This is a genomic window from Cupriavidus gilardii (assembly GCF_017598945.1).
GTDB lineage: Bacteria > Pseudomonadota > Gammaproteobacteria > Burkholderiales > Burkholderiaceae > Cupriavidus > Cupriavidus gilardii_E.
The window spans coordinates 56560-80097 of record NZ_JAGFTW010000045.1; the positions used below are offsets into that span (position 1 = coordinate 56560).

At 67.9% G+C, this 23538-nt stretch carries 18 protein-coding genes; 15 read left to right on the plus strand and 3 right to left on the minus strand.

Going from position 1 to position 23538, the window contains the following annotated elements; genetic code table 11:
- Nucleotides 1–76 precede the first annotated feature (76 nt).
- Nucleotides 77–328: a GlsB/YeaQ/YmgE family stress response membrane protein gene (locus J5T34_RS16310; protein ID WP_174106157.1), complete on the plus strand. Its 252-nt coding sequence runs from the start codon at nt 77–79 to the stop codon at nt 326–328.
- Nucleotides 329–648: 320 nt separating this feature from the next.
- The gene (locus J5T34_RS16315; protein ID WP_208580767.1) at nt 649–2058 is read left to right on the plus strand and encodes an ankyrin repeat domain-containing protein; all 1410 of its coding nucleotides are present in this window, start codon (nt 649–651) and stop codon (nt 2056–2058) included.
- A gap of 36 nt (nt 2059–2094) precedes the next feature.
- Here J5T34_RS16315 and J5T34_RS16320 read toward each other — a convergent pair whose 3' ends face one another.
- From J5T34_RS16320 to J5T34_RS16330, 3 genes are all read right to left on the minus strand, one after another.
- A complete protein-coding gene (locus J5T34_RS16320) occupies nt 2095–4320 on the minus strand; it encodes a hypothetical protein (RefSeq protein WP_208580769.1) in 2226 nt (741 codons plus the stop codon).
- A gap of 48 nt (nt 4321–4368) precedes the next feature.
- Nucleotides 4369–5661, minus strand: coding sequence for an F-box protein (locus tag J5T34_RS16325; RefSeq protein ID WP_208580771.1), 1293 nt, complete (start codon nt 5659–5661; stop codon nt 4369–4371).
- Between the two features lie 185 nt (nt 5662–5846).
- A complete protein-coding gene (locus J5T34_RS16330) occupies nt 5847–9842 on the minus strand; it encodes a BTAD domain-containing putative transcriptional regulator (RefSeq protein WP_208580773.1) in 3996 nt (1331 codons plus the stop codon).
- Between the two features lie 313 nt (nt 9843–10155).
- Here J5T34_RS16330 and J5T34_RS16335 point away from each other — a divergent pair, with 313 nt between their 5' ends.
- The 13 genes from J5T34_RS16335 (at nt 10156) to J5T34_RS16395 (ending at nt 23522) form a co-directional block, all read left to right on the plus strand.
- On the plus strand, nt 10156–11529 hold the full coding sequence (locus tag J5T34_RS16335) for a tetratricopeptide repeat protein (protein WP_208580775.1): 1374 nt from the start codon (nt 10156–10158) through the stop codon (nt 11527–11529).
- A 145-nt stretch (nt 11530–11674) separates the two neighbouring features.
- Nucleotides 11675–13282, plus strand: a complete 1608-nt coding sequence (locus J5T34_RS16340) for a hybrid sensor histidine kinase/response regulator (protein WP_208580777.1) — start codon at nt 11675–11677, stop codon at nt 13280–13282.
- Nucleotides 13283–13536: 254 nt separating this feature from the next.
- Nucleotides 13537–13926: a cupin domain-containing protein gene (locus tag J5T34_RS16345; protein ID WP_208580779.1), complete on the plus strand. Its 390-nt coding sequence runs from the start codon at nt 13537–13539 to the stop codon at nt 13924–13926.
- Nucleotides 13927–13987: 61 nt separating this feature from the next.
- Nucleotides 13988–14995, plus strand: a complete 1008-nt coding sequence (locus J5T34_RS16350; protein ID WP_432207675.1) for a Bug family tripartite tricarboxylate transporter substrate binding protein — start codon at nt 13988–13990, stop codon at nt 14993–14995.
- A gap of 67 nt (nt 14996–15062) precedes the next feature.
- Nucleotides 15063–16229 (plus strand): acyl-CoA dehydrogenase family protein, encoded by a 1167-nt coding sequence (locus J5T34_RS16355; protein WP_208580781.1) that lies wholly within the window; start codon nt 15063–15065, stop codon nt 16227–16229.
- Nucleotides 16230–16261: 32 nt separating this feature from the next.
- Nucleotides 16262–17452, plus strand: a complete 1191-nt coding sequence (locus J5T34_RS16360; protein WP_208580783.1) for a CaiB/BaiF CoA transferase family protein — start codon at nt 16262–16264, stop codon at nt 17450–17452.
- 93 nt (nt 17453–17545) lie between these two features.
- Complete coding sequence (locus J5T34_RS16365; protein WP_208580785.1) at nt 17546–18349, plus strand: IclR family transcriptional regulator; 804 nt, start codon at nt 17546–17548, stop codon at nt 18347–18349.
- A gap of 608 nt (nt 18350–18957) precedes the next feature.
- A complete protein-coding gene (locus tag J5T34_RS16370) occupies nt 18958–19965 on the plus strand; it encodes a thiamine pyrophosphate-dependent dehydrogenase E1 component subunit alpha (RefSeq protein ID WP_208580787.1) in 1008 nt (335 codons plus the stop codon).
- A 68-nt stretch (nt 19966–20033) separates the two neighbouring features.
- Nucleotides 20034–21125, plus strand: coding sequence for an alpha-ketoacid dehydrogenase subunit beta (locus J5T34_RS16375; RefSeq protein WP_208580788.1), 1092 nt, complete (start codon nt 20034–20036; stop codon nt 21123–21125).
- Nucleotides 21122–21367, plus strand: coding sequence for a lipoyl domain-containing protein (locus tag J5T34_RS16380; protein WP_006578478.1), 246 nt, complete (start codon nt 21122–21124; stop codon nt 21365–21367). Before J5T34_RS16375 ends, J5T34_RS16380 begins: the two co-directional genes overlap by 4 nt.
- A 3-nt stretch (nt 21368–21370) precedes the next feature.
- Nucleotides 21371–22102: a dihydrolipoamide acetyltransferase family protein gene (locus J5T34_RS16385; RefSeq protein ID WP_208580790.1), complete on the plus strand. Its 732-nt coding sequence runs from the start codon at nt 21371–21373 to the stop codon at nt 22100–22102.
- Nucleotides 22102–22881: a lipoate--protein ligase family protein gene (locus J5T34_RS16390; protein WP_208580792.1), complete on the plus strand. Its 780-nt coding sequence runs from the start codon at nt 22102–22104 to the stop codon at nt 22879–22881. The genes J5T34_RS16385 and J5T34_RS16390 overlap by 1 nt, the downstream gene beginning before the upstream one ends.
- A 47-nt stretch (nt 22882–22928) precedes the next feature.
- A complete protein-coding gene (locus J5T34_RS16395; RefSeq protein WP_208580794.1) occupies nt 22929–23522 on the plus strand; it encodes a gluconate 2-dehydrogenase subunit 3 family protein in 594 nt (197 codons plus the stop codon).
- Nucleotides 23523–23538 lie beyond the last annotated feature (16 nt).

The window sequence follows — 23538 nt, forward strand, 5'->3', positions numbered from 1 at the left end:
CCCTGCGCCGCAAGCCGTGGCAAGATGGCGCCGAAGCGGCTCGGACCCGCCGGCCGCTCGCAACTGGGAGATGCGTATGCTGTCATTCCTCGGTACGGTGATCGTTGGCCTGATCGTCGGGCTGATCGCCAGGGCCATCAAGCCTGGCGACGACAAGATGGGTTGGATCTTGACCATATTGCTTGGCATAGGCGGCTCGCTGATCGCCGGATATGTCGGCCAGGCGCTCGGCTGGTATCGCCCCGGGGAGCCGGCCGGCTGGATCGCCTCGGTGATCGGCGCGATCGTGCTGCTGGTCATCTACGGGCTGGTGCGGCGCAGAACCTGACGCCCGCGCACGCCGCCCAAACACGGCGAGGCCACCGCCGGCCTCGCCCCTTGCGGCCTCGCCCCTTGTTCTCCGGCGCGCCCCCGGCTCGCCCTTGATTCCCCTCGCCTGCGGTAGCACGCAACCCGGCACCCCCATTCGCAGTTCGCTGCTTTCCTGCAACAGTACCGACGCTGTTGTTGCGAAAGATTGAACTACCGACACATTTTCGTAAGAAATCGCGCAGCACGGTACGTAGGCTGGCGTTCCCCCAAGCCCGCCACCGTTCCCGCCCTCTCCTTGCGGCGGACGGCGAGCCAGTCCCGACGGAGGACGCCGCCATGCAGCGCGACCCATTCGAACCCTTCCCGACTGACGGGGCCGCCATCCCCGCCCCGCACGCCGCCATCCGTAGCGGCAAGCTCGCGCTGATCCGGCACGCCCTCGCCGCCACGCCGGATGCGCTGCGCCTGTGCGATTCCCATGGTGATCCGCCGCTGCATTTCGCCGTCCGCTGTGGGGCGCCGGTCACCGTCCTCGCCTGCCTGCTCGAACAGGGCGCCCGCCTCGACGCGCGCAATCTGCGGGGCGAAACCGCCTTGCATATCGCCTTCGGCCAGCGGGACGTCGAGCCCGCCCGCCTGAACTGGCTGCTGGCGCATGCCGACCGGAACGGAGACGGCGGCAGCTGGCTCGCCGCCTTCGTCCCCGATGCCGATGGCGGCTATGCCTACGAGCGTGGGCTGGGCGCGCAGCGGCAGCCCAAACCCGGCATGGAACCGGTCATCGCCCACTTGCAACGGCATGACGGCTGGTATCGCGCCTATCTCGCCAACATGGCCAAGGCGGTGACGCACGGAGACCGCGCACAAGTCAAAGCGCTGCTGGCCTGTGAGATGCCGCTGGATCTTGCCGTGCAGGGCGGCAAGACGGCCCTGATGGTCGCCGCCGAACTGGGCCACGAGAGCGTCGTGGACATGCTGCTGGCGCACGCCGACGAGCACGGCATGCGGCAGCTGAATCTGGGCGCGGCGGAGAGCGGCGACACCGCCTTGATGCTCGCCGCCTTCCACGGTCACGTCGCCGTGGTCGAGCGGCTACTCGCCGCTTCGGCGGCCACCGAGGTGCCGAGCCAGTGCGGCGACACCGCCCTGATGGCCGCGGCGGTGGCCGGGCACGACGGCATCGTGGACAGGCTGCTCAATGCCGGTGCAGTCGTCGATACCCGCAATGCCCTGGGCCGGACGGCGCTGATGTTCGCCGCCGTGGCAGGCCACCGTGCCACGGTCGAGGTGTTGCTACGCCATGGCGCCGCGGTCGACGCCAAGGACGGCGAAGGGCGATCCGCCCTGGCCTTCGTCGCTTTGCACGCGGCAGCGCTGTCCGCGGGATTGTCGCCGCAGGAACGGGTTGGCAGGATGCGGATCGATCGTATCGGCCCGATTGCCGAATTCGTCGCGCCTTCGACCGTCAACGAGCGGTGCCAGGACCTGCAGAGGGGTCGCAGCAGGCACCGCGACACCGCCCAGGCGCTGCTGCAACGCGGCGCTTCTGTCGATGCCCGCGATATTCGCGGCGCCACCGCCTTGATGCATGCCGCAGCAAACGGCCATATCGAAATACTTGCCGTGCTGCTGGGCGCCGGCGCCAACTGGGAGCTGCGCGACCACTCCGGGCGGACCGCGCTGACTTACGCTACGTCAGCCGGACACGCGCACGCGGCACGCATGCTGAAGTCCTGTCAGGGCTGAAGACTCGGGGCGCCCGGTTCGGACGCCTTCGTATCGTCATGGAGCCAAACCTCGTATCGGAATCGCGGCGACGTCCGGCCCGTCCAACATCGGCGCATTCACATCGGCGCTCACATCGGCGAAGACCGACTCTGCTGCTGACTCTGCTGCTTTCGGTTCAGCGCCCGGGCCGAAGCCAATCTTCCCGAGAACATCGCGCAATTTCTCGCGCAGGAAAGTCAGCACTCCGGTCCGGCGCTCGTACTGCTGACGCATCGCCGTCTTTCCTTCGATGAACTCCTGGAACAATTGCCGCAACGGCTTGAGCATGGCTTCATCGCTGCGCAACGCCATGCCTTCCATGGCGGTCTTCAGCGCCTCCGTTTTCGCCTCCGAGGCGAAACAACGAAGCTTTTGCGCGATGTCTTCCTTGTCCTTCGCATAGGTTGGATCCAACCGAACCGTTGAACGCAACCTGATGGCTTCGAGCAGGTTCGCATCCATTCCCAGTGAAACGAGAACTTCGGTCAATGCGCATCGGGTGATCGGCCGGTCGCCGTTGAGCAACGACCTGAGCATGGCATCGATGGCAACAAACCGGTTGCTTCGCATCTCCTCAAGGGTGGGTTCCCGTTGCTCCTGCAGAATGCGCTGCGCCGCGTCCTTCAATTGCTGGTCGCGTTTCGCTTCCCGATATGCCTCGATGCGATCCCTGACAAACCGTGCGACGCCGGAGACGAGCCAGAAAGTGCCCAGCGCAAGCGCCGCGGCCGCCAATACCGTTACGAAGAGGCCTCCAGTGCCGATCGTCGCCAGCGCAACGAAGCCAGCGCCTACCGCCATCGATGCTGCGCCGTATCCCATGCGGAATTTCGCGCGGGATTTCTTCTTGAGTTCAGTCGCCTCGATGGCCTCAAAGGACTTGTCCTGGTGATGCAGCACGATCTCGATCAGGCGGTTTGCGCTCGCGACATCGTCCACGGACTCCGTTACCGGCGCGGCCGCGCTTGCGGCGTGCGATTGCCGGACCGCAGCCGATTCAGTCCTGGCCGCCTGATTCTTCAACCATTGCCGGTGGCGCTCCGCTGCGCCGAGGACTTGCTGCTCTCGTCCATCGACGGTCCGCAAATCCGCTCTTCGACTGCGGACCGCTGCCAGATCTGCCAGCGTCCGCTCCGATTGGTACCATCCGACCGCGGCCGCACCCATGTGCAATGCGCCCATTGCCATGCCGAACGCACCGCTGGCGACACCGGTTGCCGCGACATCGACGCCTTGCGCGCCAAGCTTTACCGCGGCCTCCGTCGCGTTGCACGCGGCTCCACCCAACTGCACGACGCTGTCACGTGCAGCGGCGACGCCCATGGCGTGAAGATTGTCGGTTGCCTCCGCGAGCTGATTGGCGGCCTGCTCGTAGCGAACGTAGTGCTCGAAGTCTGCTGCAAGGTCCAGCGCCAATCTCACCAACTTTTCTTCGACACCCTTCTGGTCTTCCTGGGTTCTCTGAAGGTTCAACGGTGGTTCCGCGGCATCGCGTTGCCATTCCGGGAGCAACTTCGTTTCCTCATCGCGAGGCCACGTCTGCAGCAACGTTGAAAGCGCGTGTCTCTCACCAAGCAGATTTGCGATTTCTGGAGCGCCGTCGACAAAGCGGCGTCGTCCAGCAGCATGTTTGCTCAGTGCCTGGTCCAGTTCCGACTTCTTTCGCCCCGCCTTGCACACGAGGTGAGCCGTCCCTATGGCCTCGATCAGTGAGAACGCACCGCCCACCAAGGCGCCTTCATTGGCCACAGGGAGATGCGAACTGATGGAGAACGTTTTCCACTCTTCCTTTGAAGCCGCGGCAATGTGCATGGCCTCCCGGCTCACCGTTGCAGCGCTCCATAGCCCATATGTCACTTCATTGAGCAAATGCCAACCCTTTGTTTCGGACAGCTTTGCGTGAGATAGATATGGGGGAGGCCACGTGGCGACCTGGGACGAACGGGGATTCGGCGGAGCAGCGGGATGCGCGTTGTGGTCCGAGTGAGCAGCCGGAATCTTGTTCCGCACGCCAATGAGGAGAGGACGAATCAGGGGGTCGCTTTCCGACCGCTTCAATGTACCCGAATCGCGCTGGCTCTCTGCCTCGGGCTGGGACATTGGCGCGATAGCCTCTCCGGATGGAGCCATACTGCCAAAATGCGCTTCGTCTTCGGTATTTTTGTTCGCCGGCCCGACTTCCGAGTCGGGCACCATATTCTCAATCAATTGAGTGTCTTGACGGGCGGCACCAATTCGCATTGTCTCCTCCGGATGCAGCAATTCTTCGATTGTTGCGACGTTGCGCTGCTACATAATGTGGGATGGCAGGCGATCGATTTTTGGTATGGGGCGAGTCATGATGCTGCTATAAGCCCGCAACGGATCCGGCTTCTTCACCGTGCCGGGTAACGGCTCCGGGGGCAGCCGCAAGGCGAGTTCGTCCTCTGTACAGGCCGCCATGTATTCCTTCGATCGCAGACTGTCCACAGCGCGGTAAAGCCAAATCAATCTGCACAGCAGCATCCCCTCGGTCTCGACACTGAACTTGCAGTTGAACGTGTCGCTGCTGAGATGATCGAATGCGGCTCTCAACGCGCGCACAGTCAGGACGTCTTCATGACGAGGATGGGCCGAGACCGCCTTGTATATCGACTCCCATCGGCGCACCGTCCCGGGAAGATCGTTGGGACTGATCCGTTGCGCAAGTTGTGCGAGAACCCGCGCCTTGGCCAGATATTCGTCATCGTTCTTCGCATCGTGCCGTAGCACCCGATCAGTCAGCAGGGTCAAGAGTTCGCTGTCCGTATCTGGCACCCAGCGTGCGAGGTGGCGCATCAACTCCAACTCCCACAACGCAGACTGCTTCTTCGCACGCTGAAGCACCAGCATCATCGTGTCTCGCCTGCCCGTTACCGACATTCCGGTGGCCATGATCATCACGGCTTGCAGCGCCCACTCGCGGACTGATGGCCTCGCCTTGGCAAGTTCCTCGATCATCGGTGGAATCTGACTGCCCCACAACATTCCGGATATGCGCCGCGCTATTGCGTCGTCCGCACGATGCGGTTCCATGTTGGACACAGCGTTGATGGCGGCATGGAAAGCTTTGCACGTCGTTCCGAGGGTGGTATTACCGCGGAAGAAATGGCGATCGCCCGCAGGCACTCGTGCCATCACCTCGCACAGCAACTCGAACGGAAGCTTCAGAATCGGAAAGGGTGTCGCCGGTTTCGTTTCGGCCGCAGGTGGGGAGTTGTCCTTGACCGGTGCCGCCTCGACTCGATGCTCGGCCAGCGCCTTGTCTGGACCGGGCTGCCGATCCGCGATGGGCGGCAGATCCGCGATGGGCGGCCGATCGGGAAGCGGTGCGGGCTTTCGGATACCGAAGAACGACAGGATCTTTTCCCAAGGACCGATATGTCCGTCGCCTGCCGAATGGGTCGAAGGGAGGTCCGTGGCGCGAACATATTGCACGCGAGCCGAGCATCCGCCCGCCTGCATGGCCATCGTCCCATGATCTCTCGGCGCATCGCCGACAGGTTGGGGCGGCGGCCGCGAATCGACGATGGCAGACGAAGCGACAGTCTGATTGCCAGCCATGATTGCTCCTGACGAAGTGGGATGGGAGTCCGCCAGACCGTGGCGGGGGTGCACCGGGGGGTGTAGCGTTGGTGCTGGTCGGATAGTGCCGGGCGGCAAAACAGTTGCGCTATTGGAAATCGCTGGCAGGTTTCTGTTTCGGTCGCTGCGCATGGCGCAAGCGACAACGTGGCCGCGCCAGGGTGCTAGTGCAGCGCGCCAACCTGCCGCAGCGCGGCTTCGATGCCCGCGAGGGCCGCGAGCATGCCGGCGCCGGCCGCCTCCTTGCGCAGCGCCATCAGCTCCGCCTGCAGCCGGGTCTCGGCGACCCGGCGCCGGCTGCGGCCCAGCGCCGCCAGGGCCCGCGCGCGGCGGATCTGGAACTGGGCCCAGGGAAACGGCTCCTGCCGTGTATAAGCCTGCAGCGCGTCGGCATAGCGATCGGCTTCGTCCCAGCGGCCATTGCGCAGCGAGACCTCGATCGCCGCCTCGTAGAGGTCGAGATGGCAATGGCTGACGCAGCTCTGCGCAAGGATCGCCTCGCCCTGGACCAGCGCGCGCCGCTGCCTGTCCGGATCCCGCGTGGTGCGGGCAAGAAAGCCGAGGATCATCGGGCCGGAGTAACGCATGCCGGTGTCGCGGCTCAGGGCCAGCGCTTCGTCCAGCAATTGCTCCGCGGCTTCCGGATGGCCTTGATGGCCGATGGCCAGCGCGCGCCGACCCGCCAGTTCGGCTTCGAAGCGGCGCGCACCCAGCCGCCGGGACAGCGCCAGCGCGCGCTCGGCATGGGCCTGGGACTTGGGCCATTCGCCGGTCAGCTGCTCGGTGGACGCCATCACGTCGTAGGCCAGCAGTTCGATGCGCGCATCGCCGATGCGGCGCGCGATGCGCAGTGCCTCCTCGCACCGCGCCACGGCGGACGACAGCGCCAGGCAGAAGATGTCGACCGCCCCGACCATCGGCAGATTGGCGCCTTCGATCCGCACAAACCCGCGCGCGCGGGCCAGTTCGACGCAGCGAACGAAGTGGACGCGAGCGGTCACCATCCGCCCCTGCTGGTAATAGGCGTCCCCCAGCCCGCCGAGCGCGCGCGCCTCGCCCAGCGCCGAGCCCGCCGTGCCGGCATGCTGCAGCGCGCGCTGATGGGCGGCCAGGCAGGCGTCGAGGTCGCCCATCGGGAAATGGATATTGCCGCGCAGCGATTCGATCTGCGCCAGCATGTCGGCGTCGCCGACCGCCGCCGCGCCCCGCTCGGCATGTTGCAAGGCGATCAGCGCGCGCTCGTAGCGGTCCAGCAGCCGCAGGGCCGAGGCTACGCCGAACCAGGCGTGGGCGCGCTGGCTGTGGTCGTCGGCCAGCGCGACCGCGTGTTCGAAGGCCTTCAACGCTTCGGCCGGCTGCCCCAGGTTCAGCGTCAGCTCGCCGCGCAGGCAGGCCAGCGACTGCTTTCTCGCACCATCGCCGACGATCTGCAGCGCCCGCTCGACCAGACGCAGCGCGCGCTCGTTGCGGAAGTGGCTGGCCTCGTGCCGCGCCGCGGCTTCGTAGGCGGCCGGGGCATCGGCATCGGAGGCGGCGTCAAGATGCTCCGCATGCAGCGTCAGATCGCGGCTGCGGTACCAGTCGGCGGCACGCCGATGCAGCGCGAGCCGGCGCGATTTGAGCAGCGACGCGTAGACCGCCTGATGAATCAGCGCATGCATGAACAGGTAGTCCTCGCCCTCTGGCCGCAGCATCGCCTGACGCACCAGCGCGTCGCACGGATCGTCGGCCGTGCCAAGCAGCTGGCGCAGCGCCGCGGGCGAAAAGCGCTGTCCGAGCACGGCGGCGGCCTGCAGCGCCTGCCGATGCGGCTCCGGCAATCGGTCCATGCGCGCCAGCACGATGCTCTGCAGCGTGCCGGGCAGCGCGTCGGCGTCGGTGCCCGGGTCCGCATTGCGCAGCAGCTGGTCGAGAAAGAGCGGATTGCCGTCGGCGCGACGGATGCACGAATCGGCCAGCTGCGCGTCGACATGGCGATACCGCGTGGCCAGCTCGCGCGCCTCGGCATCGTTCAGCGGCCCCAGGTCGATCGTCGTCAGCGACGCGCTGCCCGCGGCCGCGCGCCATGCGCTGTCGAGCGTATCCTGCTCGGGCCGCACGGTCATCGCGAGCACCAGCCGGCAGGTCCGCGTAGCGGCCGCGAGCCGGGCGAGGCAATCGAGCAGCGCGCGCTCGGCCCAGTGCACGTCCTCGACGACGATCAGCAGCGGTTTCACGGTGCTGCGGCGGGCCACCTGCGCCAGCAGGAAGCGCTGCACGCCGCGCTGGCGCGCGCCGGCATCCATCGCCGCCAGCGCCGCGGCCTGCGCCTCCGGCTGCGGCACGTCGAGCAGGTCGAAGGCGAACGGCACGTCGTCATCGTCGACGCGGCCGCTGGCCACCGCTTCGGCAATCACGGCCGCACGCGCATCGACGCCGGCGCCGGCTTCGACGCCGAACAGTCCGCGCACCAGCACGCGCAGCGGATCGCCCGAGGTGCTGACGCCGAAGTCGAGCACGAGCGCGCGCAGTGCATCCATGCCGTGCTCGCGCGCCAGCGCGACAAAGCGTTCGGCGAGCCGGCTCTTGCCGATGCCGGCCTCGCCGCGGATCACCACGACGCGGCCCTGTCCGGAGCGCAGGCAATCGCCGGCGACGCCGGCCAGTTGCACCAGTTCGGCCTGCCGCCCGACGAAAGCATGCTGCGGCGCCGTCTCGGCAGCATCCAGGAACCGGCGGACGCGCCATAGCGGTATCGGCTCGGCAATGCCGGGCATCGACATATCGGTCAGATGCTCGACCTCCAGCCGCCCCGGCAAAGCGAGGAAGACGCGGTTCGACACCACGGTTTCACCGGCCTCGGCGTGTTCCATCACGCGGGCGGCGACGTTGACGGGCGGACCGGTCAGCGTCATGCCGCTGCCCGCCGTTGCGGCCGCTGCCGCCGTTGTCGCGGTCGTCGTCCCCGGCGAGGCGGCAAACAGCACCTGCCCGCTGGCGACGCCGACGCGCACCTCGGGTGGCGGCGCACACTGCTGGCACAGGCCGCGCACGCTGTCGTGCAGGCCGACCGCGACGTGCATGGCGCGCTCGGCGTCGTTGCCGTGCGCCACCGGCACGCCGAACACTACCGTCAGACGCGCGCCGATCTCGTCCGTCACAGCGCCGCCGCAGGCCGCCGCCAGCGCTCGCGCACGTTGGCGCCAGCGCATCAGCAGGCCGTGGATCTGCTCGGCGTCGAGCCCGGCGGCATGGGCCCCGATATCGTCGACGCTGGCGACCACGACCACGGCATGGCGCGGTTCCGGCGTGCTGCCCGCAGGCGCCGCGGTCGGGCTGTTCACGCCCTCCGAAGCGGCCGTCAACATTGCTTCGGCCGGCGCGTCGCGCACCGAAGGCGTAGACGTAGACGAAGACGTAGAGGCAGGCGCAGGCGCCGACGGTACGGGCGCGGACGTCTGCCGCCGGGCGCGCAGAATCGCCTGATGCAGCGCCTCGGTTTCCGCTTCGGGCGACACGCCCAGTTCGCGTTGCAGCGCCAGCCTGCACAAGCGGTATTGTTTCAGCGCCAGCGCCTGCCGGCCCTGTCTGTCGTACAGCCGCATCAGCGCCCTGTGCACCGACTCCTGCAGGGCATCGAGCGTCAGCAGCCGCGTGGCGCAGGCGACCGCACGGTCCAGCTCGCCGGCCTGCTCGTGCCGATCGAGCAGCCGGGCCAGCGCGTGCAGCGCCAGGCCGCGCAACCGCTCGCGCTCGACCGCCAGCCATTGGTCGAAGGTGGGCGCGGCGGCATCGAACCCTTCGAGCAGATCGCCGCGATACAGCGCGACCGCGGCCTCCAGCGCGTCCGGGGTGGCGGCGCGCAGATGGTCTTCGAAGGCCACCACGTCGACCGCCACACCGCACAGTGCCACCCTGTCCGCATCGGCCAACACCACCGGATAGCCCTCCACCGCGCGGCGTACCGCGCTGAGCGCCTGGCGCAGGCTGGTGCGCGCCTGTTCGGCATGGCTGTCGGGCCAGAGCAGCGCCGCCAGCTTGTCGCGCGGCTGGGGCCGGCCGTCGGCCAAGGCAAGATAGGCCAGCACCGCGCGTGCCTTGCGCGCGGAGAGGGGGATGGGAGTGCCGTCCGGCGAACTCAGCGTGAAGCCGCCGAACAGCTCGAGACGGACCGCCGCCATCGCTTGGTGTCCTTGCGGTTGCCGATGTCTGAGGCACGCGCGGCGGCATCGGCTTGCGAAGCTGCCCTGAAAGCTCTTTTATAGGCCACGGATTGACGCAGCGCGGTACTGCTGCCGGAGAACTTTCACGCTTCTTTCACGCCTGCGTGCACGGCCATATCACGCGGGCCCCCTAATCTCGCTACTGCCCCGCTTCCAAGACTCTTCCAATGGCGAGGCCAGCCGCGACGCCCGCCGGCCGCACGATGCGGCGCAGACAGCGACAAGACCACCGGGCTGCTGGATTTGCGCATTAGAAACAAGGATGACTTCCATGGCACACACCGATTCCCGCCACCTGCAGGTTTCGACGGGCAACAGCCGTTCGATGGAGCGCTTCGAAGCCGCTCTCGAACTGTTGCAGGGCTACTACGGCGATCCGCTGACGATGATCGACGAGACCCTCGCTGAGGACCCCGAATTCGTGATGGGGCACGCACTACGCGCGGGACTGCTGATCACCGCCGGCGATGGCACGGTCGCGCCGATGCTCCGGCAGACCGTCGAGGCCGCCGAGGCGCTGCACGGCATCGCCAACGAGCGCGAACGCCGGCACATCGCCGCCGCGCGCGCCTGGCTCGAAGGCGAATTCGCGCGCGCCAATCAGCTGTACGGCGACATCGTGATCGATTACCCGCGCGATGCGCTGGCGCTGCAGGTCGCCCATATCACCGACTTCCTGCTCGGCCAGTCGAGCATGCTGCGCGATCGCATTGCCCAGGTGCTGCCGAACTGGAATGCGCGTGTGCCGGGCTTCAGTCATGTGCTGGGCATGCATGCCTTCGGCCTCGAGGAGACCCATCTGTACGAACAGGCCGAGGAACGCGGGCGCTTCGCGCTGGAGCTCGACCCGCGCGATCCGTGGGCGATTCATGCGGTTGCGCACGTGATGGAGATGCAGGGCCGGCCGGATCAGGGCATCGGCTGGCTGCAGTCGCGCACCGACGACTGGGCGACCGACAACATGATGGCCGTCCATAACTGGTGGCATCTGGCGCTATTCCATCTCGAGCTCGGCCATGCCGACCAGGTGCTGGCGCTGTACGACGAGCGCATCCGCGCCGCACGGTCGGCGGTCGCGCTCGAGCTGGTCGACGCCACCGCGATGCTGTGGCGGCTGCAGCTGCGCGGCATCGACGTGGGCGCGCGCTGGGCCGAACTGGCCGATACCTGCGAGGCGCGCGGCGCGGAGGGGACGTACGCCTTCAACGACGTGCACGCGGGCATCGCCTATCTCGGCGACGACCGCCCGGCGTCTTTCAGCCGGCTGATGGCGAACATGCGACGGGCGGCGGCGGGATCGGGCACCAACGCGGCGATGACGCGCGAGGTCGGCCTGCCGGTGATCGAGGCGCTGTATGCCTTCGAGGCCTGCGACTACGACCATGCGATCGAGCTGCTGATGCCGGTCCGGCTGATCGCGCATCGCTTCGGCGGCAGCCATGCGCAGCGCGACATCCTGAACCTGACGCTGATCGAGGCGGCATTGCGCGGTGGCAGGGCCAACCTGGCGTGCGCGCTGGCCGCCGAGCGGATGGAACTCAAGCCGATGACGCCGAGCCTGAGCGCCCTGGTGCAGCGGGCCTCCAGCCTCTATCGGGAGAGTGCCGAGGCGGACGCCGGCAGGCCCGCCGCACGGGCGGCCTGACCACCGAAAAGCGCCATCGCTGCCTTGCCGGCGCGGTCGATGCGCCGGCCAACCACCGCAGGCGGTCTCGTGCCGCCTGCGGTTTTTCTCGCCCCATATTCCCGCTGGCGGTATCCTTTGCGTCATCCCAGCCCCGGAGCGCAACATGAATTACCCCAGCGAACCGGCGCCCGGTACGGAATCTTCAGCCGACGTGGACAATACGCCCAAGCAGCTGGAAGCCAAATATCGGGCCCTGGTCGAAGCCATTCAGGACTACGCGATCTTCACGCTCGACGTGTCCGGCAATATCACCAGCTGGAATCGCGGCGTGGCGAAGATCAAGGGCTACGCCGCCCACGAGATCATCGGCAAGCATTTCTCGGTCTTCTATACGCCAGAGGCCGTCGCCCGCGGATGGCCGACTTACGAGCTCGGCCGCGCCGCGCAGGATGGCCGTTTCGAGGACGAAGGCTGGCGCGTGCGCAAGGACGGCACGCTGTTCTGGGCCAACGTCGTCATCACGGCGATGTTCGACGAACAGAACGTGCTGCAGGGCTTTGCCAAGGTCACGCGCGACATGACCGAACGCAAGCGGCTCGAAGAGCTGGAGCAGTCCAGCCGCCGCATGAGCGAGTTCCTGGCCACGCTGTCGCACGAACTGCGCAATCCGCTCGCGCCGATGCGCAATGCGGTCAATCTGATGCGGCTGGAGACGCTGGGCTCGGGCGACCAGCGGGCGCCGCGCGACAGCGCGACGCTGCGCCACTGCCAGAGCGTGCTGGACCGGCAGCTGTCCCATATGACGCGCCTGGTCGACGATCTGCTCGACATGGGCCGCATCACCTCGGGCAAGGTCGAGCTGCAATACAGCCGGGTCGAGCTCGGGGACATCGTCTCGCGCGCGGCGGAAGCTGCCAAGCCAGCGCTGGAGCGTCGGCGGCAGCAGCTCGATCTGCAGGTGCCCAGCCCGATCGCGATGCGCGCGGATCCGACCCGTCTGATCCAGGTGCTGCAGAACCTGTTGCTGAACGCCTCGAAGTTTTCCCCGCCGGGCGGCCGCATCGCGATCGAGTGCGACCGGCAGTATCAGGCGGTGGAGCTGCGCGTCATCGACGAGGGCATCGGCATTCCGGCCAGCGAGATCGAAACCATCTTCGACCTGTTCGTCCAGCACAAGCACGGCAAGGTGTCCGACGATGGCGGCCTGGGCATTGGCCTGTCGCTGTGCCGGTCGCTGATCGAACTGCATGGCGGCTCCATCCGCGCCAGCAGCCCTGGCGAGGGCATGGGCGCGACGTTTACGATCCGGCTCCCGCTTGGCCTGGACGCCGCGGAAGAGAAGCGCGACGCTGCGGTGCCCGCGCCGGCAGGCGCGCTGCGCGTGATGGTGGTGGACGACAATCGCGATTCGGCGGACAGCCTCGGCATGCTGCTGCAGGCGATGGGACATGAGGTGCATATCGCCTACGACGCCGAGGGTGCCATCGAGATCGCCGACAGCTTCGTGCCGCAGCTGGCGCTGATCGATATCGCGATGCCGGTGGTGGACGGCTTCGCGCTGCTGCGCGGATTGAAGAGCATGTCCGGCTGGACCGGCACCGTGTTCGCCGCGATGACGGGTTTCGGTCAGCCGAGCGACCGGGCCGAGACCAAGGCCGCGGGCTTCCACTTCCATATCGTCAAGCCGGTGGAACTGCCGAAGCTGCAGATGCTGCTGGCCATGGTCGAGCAAGGCGCCGTCTCCGGCGCCAATCCCTCCGCCTCGGCATAACGCCGTCCAGGGTGCGGCGGGCGGCCCCAGAGAAGCCCCCCGCCGCTGCCCGCCCCCTTCTCCCCTTCCCCCGTTTCCCGAAGTGTCGGCTGGACGCCGCCTGCCTTCCGGCTGGCCGACGCGTCAAGCGCTGGCGCTCGCCCCTCGGTGTCTTGGCGTAAACCCGAAACCGGGCACAAATCGCTTGACCGCGTAATTCACGAATATAAACTGCACTTCATCATTCTGAATTTCACCGTCACCCCGAGGCTACCGTGTCAGACCGCCCGACCTATTTCGTATCGCTCGACGACGTCCCGGGTTATCACCCGGCCAACCACGTCGGCACCCTGAACCGCCGCCTGATCGGGCCGGAAACGGTCGGCGCCCGTCATCTGGAGGTGGTGCACGGCACCATCGAAAAGGGCAAGGGCGCGCTGCCGCACGCGCATCCCGGCATCGAGCAGGTCTGCTACCTCCTCGAAGGCCGCGCCCTGGCGGAAGTCGGCGGGCAGCGCCGCGAACTCGGTCCGGGCGATTGCTGCTTCTTTCCCGCCGACGAGATGCATGTGTTCACGGTGATCAGCGACGAGCCGGTCAAGGTATTGGTCATCTATTCGCCGCCGTACGAGGAATCGCCCGAACGCGTGGTGCGGCCCGACTGAGCCGCGCCAACCCTTGAGCCCGCGCCAGTCGGGCCATCCCACCAAAACGAGGAGACAGACGATGAACATGCTGACCAGGCAGGGCTTGGGCCGACTATTGGGCGGCACTGCGGCGGCCCTGGGGCTGACGTTGACGTTGACGCTGACGTTGGCCGCGCCCGCAGCGCTGGCCGACACGTACCCCTCCAAGCCCATCAGGCTGGTGGTGCCGTTCGCAGCCGGCAGCGGCACCGATGCCGTCGCGCGCTTGACGGCGAAACCCCTCGGCGAATCGCTGGGCCAGTCGGTGCTGGTCGAAAACAAGCCGGGGGCGAACGGCACCATCGCGGCCGAATACGTGGCCAAGGCCGCGCCGGACGGCTACACGCTGTTCATGACGACCAACACCACGCACTCGGCCAACCCGTCGCTGATGAAGCAGCTGCGCTACGACCCGGTCAAGGACTTCACGCCGGTCGCGCGCATGGGCAACCTGCCGTTCATGCTGGTCGTCAGCCCATCGCTGCCGGTCAAGACGTTGCCGGAGTTCATCGCCTACGCGAAGTCGCATCCGGGTCTGTCCTATGGCAGCGGCAACAGCACCGGCATCGTCGCGGGCGCGACGCTGGCGCGCATGGCAGGCCTCAATATGCTGCACGTCCCCTACAAGAGCACGCCGCCGGCCATGACCGACGTGATCGGCGGCCAGATCCAGCTGATGTTCGTCGACTTCGCCGCCGGCATCGCCAACGTCAAGGCTGGCAAGCTGCGCGCGCTCGGCGTGACCACCGCACAGCGCAGCGAATTGCTGCCCGACGTGCCGCCGCTGGCCAGCGTCCCCGAGCTCAAGGGCTTCGATATCACGTCGTGGAACGGTGTGTTCGCGCCGGCCGGCACGCCGCCGCCGGTGGTCGAGCGGCTCAATCGCGAACTGGTGGCCATCGTCTCCAACAAGCAGCACGCCGCGCAGTACTACGCCTTCGGCTTCGAGCCATTCGGCAGCACGCCGGCCGAGCTCGGCGCCTTCGTCACGGCGGAGCTGCGCAAATGGTCGAAGCTGGTCAAGGACGCGGGCATCCAGCCCGAATGACCGGCACGCAGGCTCGGCCGAACGCCCCCGCATCTCCGCACCACCCCCGCAACACGAGGACAGCGACGTGAATTTCGAACTCTCGGACCAGCAGACCGCCATTGTCGAAGCGGTACGTACGGTCTGCTCCCGCTTCGACATGGAATATTGGGACCGGCTCGACCGCGATCACACCTTCCCGCACGATTTCCACCAGGCGATGTGCGAGGGCGGATGGCTCGGCGTGGCGATGCCGGAAGCGCTCGGCGGCGCCGGCCTCGGCATCCTCGAAGCGGCGCTGGTGATGCAGGCGATCTCCGAGTCGGGTGCCGGCATGAGCGGTGCGTCGGCGGTCCATATGAACGTGTTCGGCCTGAACCCGGTCGTCGTGTTCGGCTCGCCGGAGCAGCAGGCGCGTTTTCTGCCGCCCCTGATCGCCGGCCGCGAGAAGGCGTGCTTTGCCGTGACCGAGCCCGATGCGGGGCTCGACACCACACGGCTGAAGACATTCGCGCGCAAGGTCGACGGCGGCTATCTGATCAGCGGCCGCAAGATCTGGATCTCGACCGCGCAGGTCGCCGACCGCATGCTGCTGCTGGCGCGCACGCAGACGCTGGAATCGGTCGGCAAGCCGACCGAGGGCCTGTCGCTGTTCTACACCGCGCTGGATCGCAACCGCATCGAGGTCCGTGAGATCGACAAGATGGGCCGCGCCGCGGTCGACTCGAACATGCTGTTCATCGACGAGCTGTTCGTGCCGCAGGAAGACCTGATCGGCGAGGAAGGACGAGGCTTCGAGTACATCCTGCATGGGCTCAATCCCGAGCGCATCCTGATCGCCGCCGAGGCAGTCGGCCTCGGCCGCGCGGCGCTGGCGATCGCCACGCAATACGCGAAGGATCGCGTGGTGTTCGGCCGGCCCATCGGCGCGAACCAGGGCGTGCAGCACCCGCTGGCGCAGGCATGGATGCAGCTGGAAGCGGCCAACCTGATGGTGATGAAGGCGGCGGCGCGCTACGACGCGGGCCTGCCCTGCGGCGCCGAAGCCAACACGGCGAAATACCTGGCCGCCGAAGCGGGACACAACGCCTGCCAGACCGCGATCCTGACGCTCGGCGGCATGGGCTATTCGCGCGAATACCGCGTCGAGCGGCTGCTGCGCGAGTCCTATATCCCGCGCATTGCGCCGGTCAGTCCGCAGCTGATCCAGTGCTTCATCGCCGAGCGCGTGCTCGGTCTGCCGAAATCGTACTGAACGGCGGAGGACTTCACGCAATGGATCGCGGCATGACAAATTCGCCATGGGACGCGCCGGAAGCGGCCGCCACCGGCCCGCTGGCCGGCGTGCGCGTGGTCGACATGACCTCGGTCGGCATGGGCCCGTACGCCACGCAGATCCTGGGCGACATGGGCGCGCAGGTGATCAAGGTCGAATCGCCGGACGGGGACGTCTTCCGCCATGCCGAGCCGGCGCGGCATCCGACCATGGGCGCGGCCTTCCTGAACCTGAACCGCAACAAGCGCTTTGTGGTGCTGGACCTGAAGCGCCCGGACGACCTGGCGGCGCTGAAGCGCCTGATCGCCGAGGCGGATGTGTTCGTCTCCAACGTCCGCCCGGCGTCGCTGCGCAAGCTGGGCCTGGACTACGCGTCGCTGCGCGCCGACCATCCGCGGCTGATCTACTGCGGCGCCTACGGCTATGCCGAGGACGGTCCCTATGCCGGGCAGCCGGCATTCGACGACATCATCCAGGCACGCAGCGGCCTGGCGCAGTTCCAGGGCGCGAACGGCGACCAGGGCCCGCGCTACGTCAACACGATCCTGGCCGACAAGGTGGCTGGCCTGACGGTCGCCTACGCGATTCCGATGGCACTCTACGAACGCGAGCGTTCCGGACAGGGCCAGGCGATCGAGGTGCCGATGTTCGAGACGCTGGTGTCGTTTCTGGCGGTCGAGCAGCTGGCCGGCCGCACCTTCGTGCCGCCGCTGGGCGACGCGGGCTATGGGCGCGTGATGTCCCCTCACCGCAAGCCCTACCGGACCGCCGACGGCTATCTGGCGCTGTTGCCGTACACCAGCGCGCAGTGGGCCCGCTTCTTCGCGGTGGCAGGGCGCCCCGAGTTGGCGGCCGATCCGCGCTATGCCACGCCCGCGGGCCGCAGCGCCCATATCGACGCGTTGTACGAAACGCTGGCCGACATCGTGCTGACCAGGACCACCGCGCAATGGCTGGACCTGCTCCGCGATGCCGACATTCCGCACAGCGAGGTGCCCCGGTTCGACAGCGTGCTCGACGACCCGCACCTGCGCGCGACCGGCATGGTGTTCGAGTACGCGCACCCGACCGAGGGCGAGCTGCGCGCGGTCGGCATTCCGACGCGCTTTTCGCGCACGCCGGGCAATATCCGGCACTGGCCGGCGCCGCTGCCGAAGCGCGGCATGGAGGCCGCAGCGGACGCGGCAAACGATCCGGCCTAGCATCGACACAGAGCGCGGCCCGGCCAGGCAAGGCCTTACACTGTCGGCCTTGCGCAGCAAGCCTCCGATCAACAGGCCGACAGGAACAAGCAGATGACCGCCGTGGAGCCCGCCCCGGAACCCGCAGAGAGGGCCGCCGAGAAGGCCGCCGAAAAAGCCGCGAGCGCCAACGTCAAGACCGCGCTGCGCGTGGTCGAGATCATGGAAATCTACGCGCGGGAAGGCCGCTCGCTGACGCTGACCGAGCTGGCCAAACTGCTGGGCGCGCCGATGTCGAGTTGCCTGGGGTTGATCCGCACGCTGGCGGCGCTGGGCTATCTGTACGAGACCGGACGGCGCCAGGGCTACTACCCGACCGGCCGGCTGCTGGCGATCGCGCAACGGATCGCCGCCAACGACCCGCTGCTCGAGCGGGTGCAACCGGTGCTCGAATCGCTGCGCGACGAGACCGGCGAGACCGTGATCTTCGGCAAGCTGCAGGAAGACGGCCGCGTGGTCTACCTCGATGTGGTCGAGTCGAGCAACCCGGTGCGCTACATCGCCACGGCAGGCGAGCTGCGCCAGGCGCATACCAATTCGATCGGCCGCGCGATCCTGTCGACGCTGCCGGCCGCCGACCGCGACGCGCTGCTGGCGCGCGCCTCGTTCGCGCCGCTGACCCCGCGCACGCTGGGTTCGCGGCAGGCGCTGGAAGCCGAGCTCGAAATCTCGCGTGAACGCGGCTGGGCGCAGAACTTCGGCGAGTCGTTGTCCGACCTGGGCGCCGTCGCCGTGCCGGTCACACTGGGCGGCGTGGTCTACGGCGTGTCGGTCGCCGGGCCGATCCACCGCGTCGAATCGCGCGCGGCAGAGATCGCGATGCCGCTGCGCACGGCGATACGAAGCTTGCAAGCGTGAGTCGCATGGTGGCGCCTGCGACTGCCTGCGGTGCTGCTCCCCTCTCCCGCCTGCGGGAGAGGGGCTGGGGGAGAGGGAACCCGCGCACGCCATTCTGAAGCGCTCGCCATGACGTTACGCCATTAAGCCAGTCCTTACGTCAATCGCGTAGTCCTGCCCTCTGCCCTCTCCCCCACCCCTCTCCCGCGAGCGGGAGAGGGGAGCCCTTCGCCTGAATGCCGCAGTCGCTCGGCTGCCCTCGCCCCTCAGTCGCCCTTCTTCTCTCGCATCAGTGGCTCTCCAGCCGTCGCCTCTCGCTGCGACACCTGTCGCATTGAGAACGCGACACCTGTCGCATGGCGCGACGGCAGCGCGACGTGCCGGGGGCCATCGCGCAGGCTCCGAGCATCCCGCACCGACCCTGATCCACCCTCCCCGATCCGCCGCAAAGCCGCGCCACACAAGGCTTTGCGGCCTCCGACCGAGCCTGGACGGCCCACCGCCATCCCCCTGTTTCCCGCACTGGCATCGCGCTTGCAATGACATCGCAGCCGCGGCGCCCGCCGCGCCCGCGCTCCCCAACGCGGACACGGGCGTCACGCCAAGCGAAAGAAACAGGAGACACGACGATGGAACCGACCACGGACCAGTTGCTGTGGATGTACGAAAAGATGGTCGAGATTCGCCATTACGAGGAGACGATGGCGAAGGTGTATCTCGAGGGCAAGCTGCCGCCCAAGATCCAGAAGGGTCTGGCCTTCGATATCGGTGCCGGCCCGGTGCCCGGCGAAATGCACCTGGCCGCCGGCCAGGAACCGGTGGCGGTCGGCGTCTGCGCGCATCTGCGCACCGAGGACACCGTGGTCGGCGCCCACCGCCCGCACCACTTCGCGATCGCCAAGGGCGTGCCGCTGAACGAGATGACCGCCGAGATGTTCGGCAAGGTCACGGGCCTGGGCCGCGGCAAGGGCGGCCACATGCATCTGTTCCACCCCGAGACCAAATTCTCTTGCAGCGGCATCGTCGGCGCGGGCGCACCGCAGGCCTGCGGCGCCGCGCTGGCCGCGCGCAAGCTCGGCAAGGACTGGGTCGCAATCGCCTTCTTCGGCGAAGGCGCGGCCAACCAGGGCGCCTTCCATGAGGCGCTGAATCTGGCAGCGCTGTGGAAGCTGCCGGTGCTGTTCGTCTGCGAGGACAACAAATATGGCATCTCGGTCGAGAAGTCGGCTTCGACGTCGGTCGACAGCAATGCGGTCCGCGCCGCCGGCTACGGGATTCCCGGCGTACTGGTGGATACCAACGATGCGGTCGCCGTGTTCCGCGCGGCCGGCGTCGCGGTCGCGCGGGCGCGGCGCGGCGAAGGCCCCACGCTGATCGAGGTCAAGACCGACCGCTATCTGGGCCACTTCCAGGGCGATCCCGAAACCTACCGGCCGAAGAACGAGGCGCAGACGCTGCGCCAGAACGATCCGATCGACCGGCTGGGCAAGCAGTTGCGCGAACAGGGCCTGCTCGACGACGACGCCGATGCCGCGCTGCGCAAGCAGGTCATCGCCCGCGTCGATGCGGCCTATGCGTTCGGCCGCGAAAGCCCCTACCCCGCCCCGGAAGAAGCGCTGCAGCACGTGTTCGCGTGACGGCGCCAACCGCGCCAATCGCACGGAATCGCACGCTGCCCGCAATGACAGGACCAGGAGACAACCAGATGCAACCCAACGACACCAACCCAGCCGCCGTGGCGACGCAGTCCGCGCGCAAGCTGACCATGGCGCAGGCCATCGCCGAGGCCATCGGCCAGGAGATGGAGCGCGACCCGAGCGTCTTCGTGATGGGCGAGGACATCGGCAAGTACGGCGGCATTTTCAGCGCCACCACCGGGCTGCTCGACCGCTTCGGCCCCGAGCGGATCATGGACACGCCGATCTCCGAGACCGCCTTCATGGGCGCGGCCATCGGCGCCGCCGCCGAAGGGCTGCGCCCGATCGCCGAGCTGATGTTCGTCGACTTCTTCGGCGTCTGCTTCGACCAGATCTACAACCATCTGGCCAAGAATACGTACATGTCCGGCGGCCGCGTCAAGCTGCCGGCCGTGGTGATGACCGGCATCGGCGGCGGCTACAACGACGCCGCCCAGCACTCGCAATGCCTGTACAGCACCTTCGCGCATATGCCCGGCATGAAAGTGGTGGTGCCATCCAACGCCTACGACGCCAAGGGCCTGATGATCGAGGCGATCCGCGACGACAACCCGGTGGTGTTCTGCTACCACAAGGGGATCATGGGCCTGTCGTGGATGTCGTACTTCGAAGGCAGCACCACGGCAGTCCCCACCGAGGCCTACACGATCCCGTTCGGCAAGGCCCGCGTGGTGCGCGAGGGCTGCGACGTGACCATCGTCACGTTGAGCCAGATGGTGCAGAAGTCCGTGCTGGCCGCCGAGCGGCTGGCGCAGGAAGGCATCGACGTCGAAGTGGTCGACCTGCGGACGCTGGTGCCGCTGGACAAGCAGACCGTGCTGGAGTCGGTGGCGAAGACCGGCCGCCTGCTGATCGCCGACGAGGACTATCTGAGCTACGGCCTGTCCGGCGAGATCGCCGCGATCGTGGCCGAGCATCTGGACACGCTGTCGATGAAGGCCCCGGTGCGGCGCCTGGCCGTGCCCGACGTGCCGATTCCCTTCAGCCGTCCCCTCGAGAACTTCGTGATCCCGCAAGTGGACACGATCGCCGCCAGCGTCCGCACGCTGATGCAATCCACCCCCGAACTGAAGCGAGAAGCAAAGAGAGAAGCAGCATGACCGACGTAACGATGGCAGACGACGTGTGGGCCGATGTCGAGGAAGGCACCGAGGCCCTGTTGCAGGACTGGCAGGTCAATGTCGGCGACAGCGTCGCCGAAGGGCAGACGCTGGTGGTCGCCGAGCTGGTAAAGACCACGCACGAAATCGTCGCGCCGGTGGCCGGCCGCATCGCCGAGATCCTGGTGCAGTCGCAGGACACCTTCGCGCGCGGTGCCGTGCTGGCGCGCATCGAGGAGTAGATCATGGCCGAAGCCTCACTGACGGTGGCAGCGGACAACGGCGCCGCAGCGGCCACTGCCGCGCGGCAGACCATTCCCCTGACCGGCATGCGCGGCGCGATCGCGCGCGGCATGACGGCCGGCTGGCAGATCCCGCGCGTCGCGCATTCGCTCGAAGTCGATGTCAGTGCGGTCGAAGGGCGGCGCGCGAAGCTGCAGGCCGAGCTGGGCGACAGCGTCAAGGTCACGCTGACCGCCTATCTGCTGCGTGCCGCCGCGCTGACGCTGCGGGCCCATCCGCGGCTGAACGCGCGCGTCACCGACAAGGAGATCGAGCTGATGCCCGACGTCAATATCGGGCTCGCGGTCAGTCTCGACGACGGGCTGGTGGTGCCGGTGCTGCGCGAGGTCGACCGCAAGTCGGTCGAGGAGATCGCCCGGGAGGCCCGCACGCTGGCCGAGGGTGCGCGCAGCGGCACGCTCGGCGCGGGGGCCTACCAGCGCGGCACCTTCACCATCAGCAATCTGGGCATGACCGAGGTCGAGCGCTTCACGCCGATCCTGCACGCGCCGCAGGCGGCGATTCTCGGCGTCACGCGCGTGATCCGCCGTGCGGTGGTCAAGGACGACTGGATCAGCATCGCGCCGATGATGGGCCTGCATCTGGTGTTCGACCATCGCGCCGTCGACGGCTACCCCGCCGCGGCGTTTCTCGGCGACCTGAAGCGGCGCCTCGAATCCGCGGAAGAGCTGTGATGGCCGCGCCCGCCCCGACCCTCGTCACCGCAACGCCGCACGCCGAGCAGGCCTGGAACGCGCGGCAGCTGGCCGAGCCGGTCACCGAACCGCGCCTGCGGCTGTGGACCTATCGCGCGCCCGGTGTGGTGTTCGGCTGCTCGCAGCGGGCGCTGCACGAGCGCACCGCGTTGGCGGACCGCGCGGTGGTGCGCGGTTCCGGCGGCGGCGCGGTGCTGACCGGACCCTGGATGCTGTCCGCCTCGATCGTGCTGCCGCCCGACCACGCGTTGCTGTCGAGCGGACCGATAGGCAGCTATCGATGGCTCGGCGTGCTGCATGCGGGCCTGCTGCGCGACATGGGCATCGCGGCGTTCGCGCTGCCGCCCGAGCAGGCGCGCTGCCACCAGCCCGATGCGGCGCTGACCTGGGCCTGCTATGGCGGCCTGTCGCCGTGGGAGGTCGTGGTGGACGCGCGCAAGATCGTCGGCCTTGCGCAGCTGCGCCGGCGCACCGGCGTGCTGCTGACCTCGGGCACGCTGATCGCGCCGCCCGACTGGCGCCTGCTGTGCGAAGCGCTGGGGCAACCGGCCGGGCTGGGCGACGCGCTCGCCAACCGCACCACCTCGTGCGAGACCGAGCTCGGCGCGCCGGTGATCGCCGAGGTGCTGGCCGATCGCCTGCACCACATGCTGACCGACGTGCTCGGCAGCGTGGCGGCCAACGATCACGACGTCATGCCGCGCGGTTCCGTCCGCGCGCCGATGCGGCCGCGCGGTGCCGCAGCGCCGCCGGGCTAGCGCGACGCCAAACAACGATACCGATATCCCACCGAAGGAGACGACAAATGCAAGACGACATCCAGCAAGCGGATGCCGCCGCGCCCGCGGCCGGCATGCGCATCGTGGCCAAGACCCAGCCGGTGACCCGGCGCGGCTTTCTGCGCGGCACGGGACTGGCCGCCATCGGCGTCGCGGTAGTCTCGCCCGGCGCATTGGCCAAGCCGGCCCGCGAGGCGCTGGTCACCGATCTGAAGGCGCTCGGCACGCCCACCGCGCGCACGCTGCTGGTGATGGCGCGCGACATCTTTCCGCACGACCGCTTCGCCGACCGCTACTACGTGCAGGCCATCGCCCCACTCGATCAGGCCGCCGCCAGGGACAAGGCGGTCCGCACGCTGCTGCAGCAAGGCATACGCGAACTCGACGCGGCCGCGCAGCGCAAGCACGGCAAACCCTATGCCCAGCTGCAGGACGAGGCCGACCGCGTGGCGCTGCTCAAGGCCATCGAGACCACGCCCTTCTTCGAGAAGGTGCGCGGCGAGATGGTAACGAGCCTCTACGACAACAAGGCGGTCTGGCCGCTGCTCGGCTACGAGGGCTCGTCCTGGGAGAAGGGCGGCTACGCCAACCGCGGCTTCAACGACCTCGACTGGATCTGATCCGCACGCGGATCGC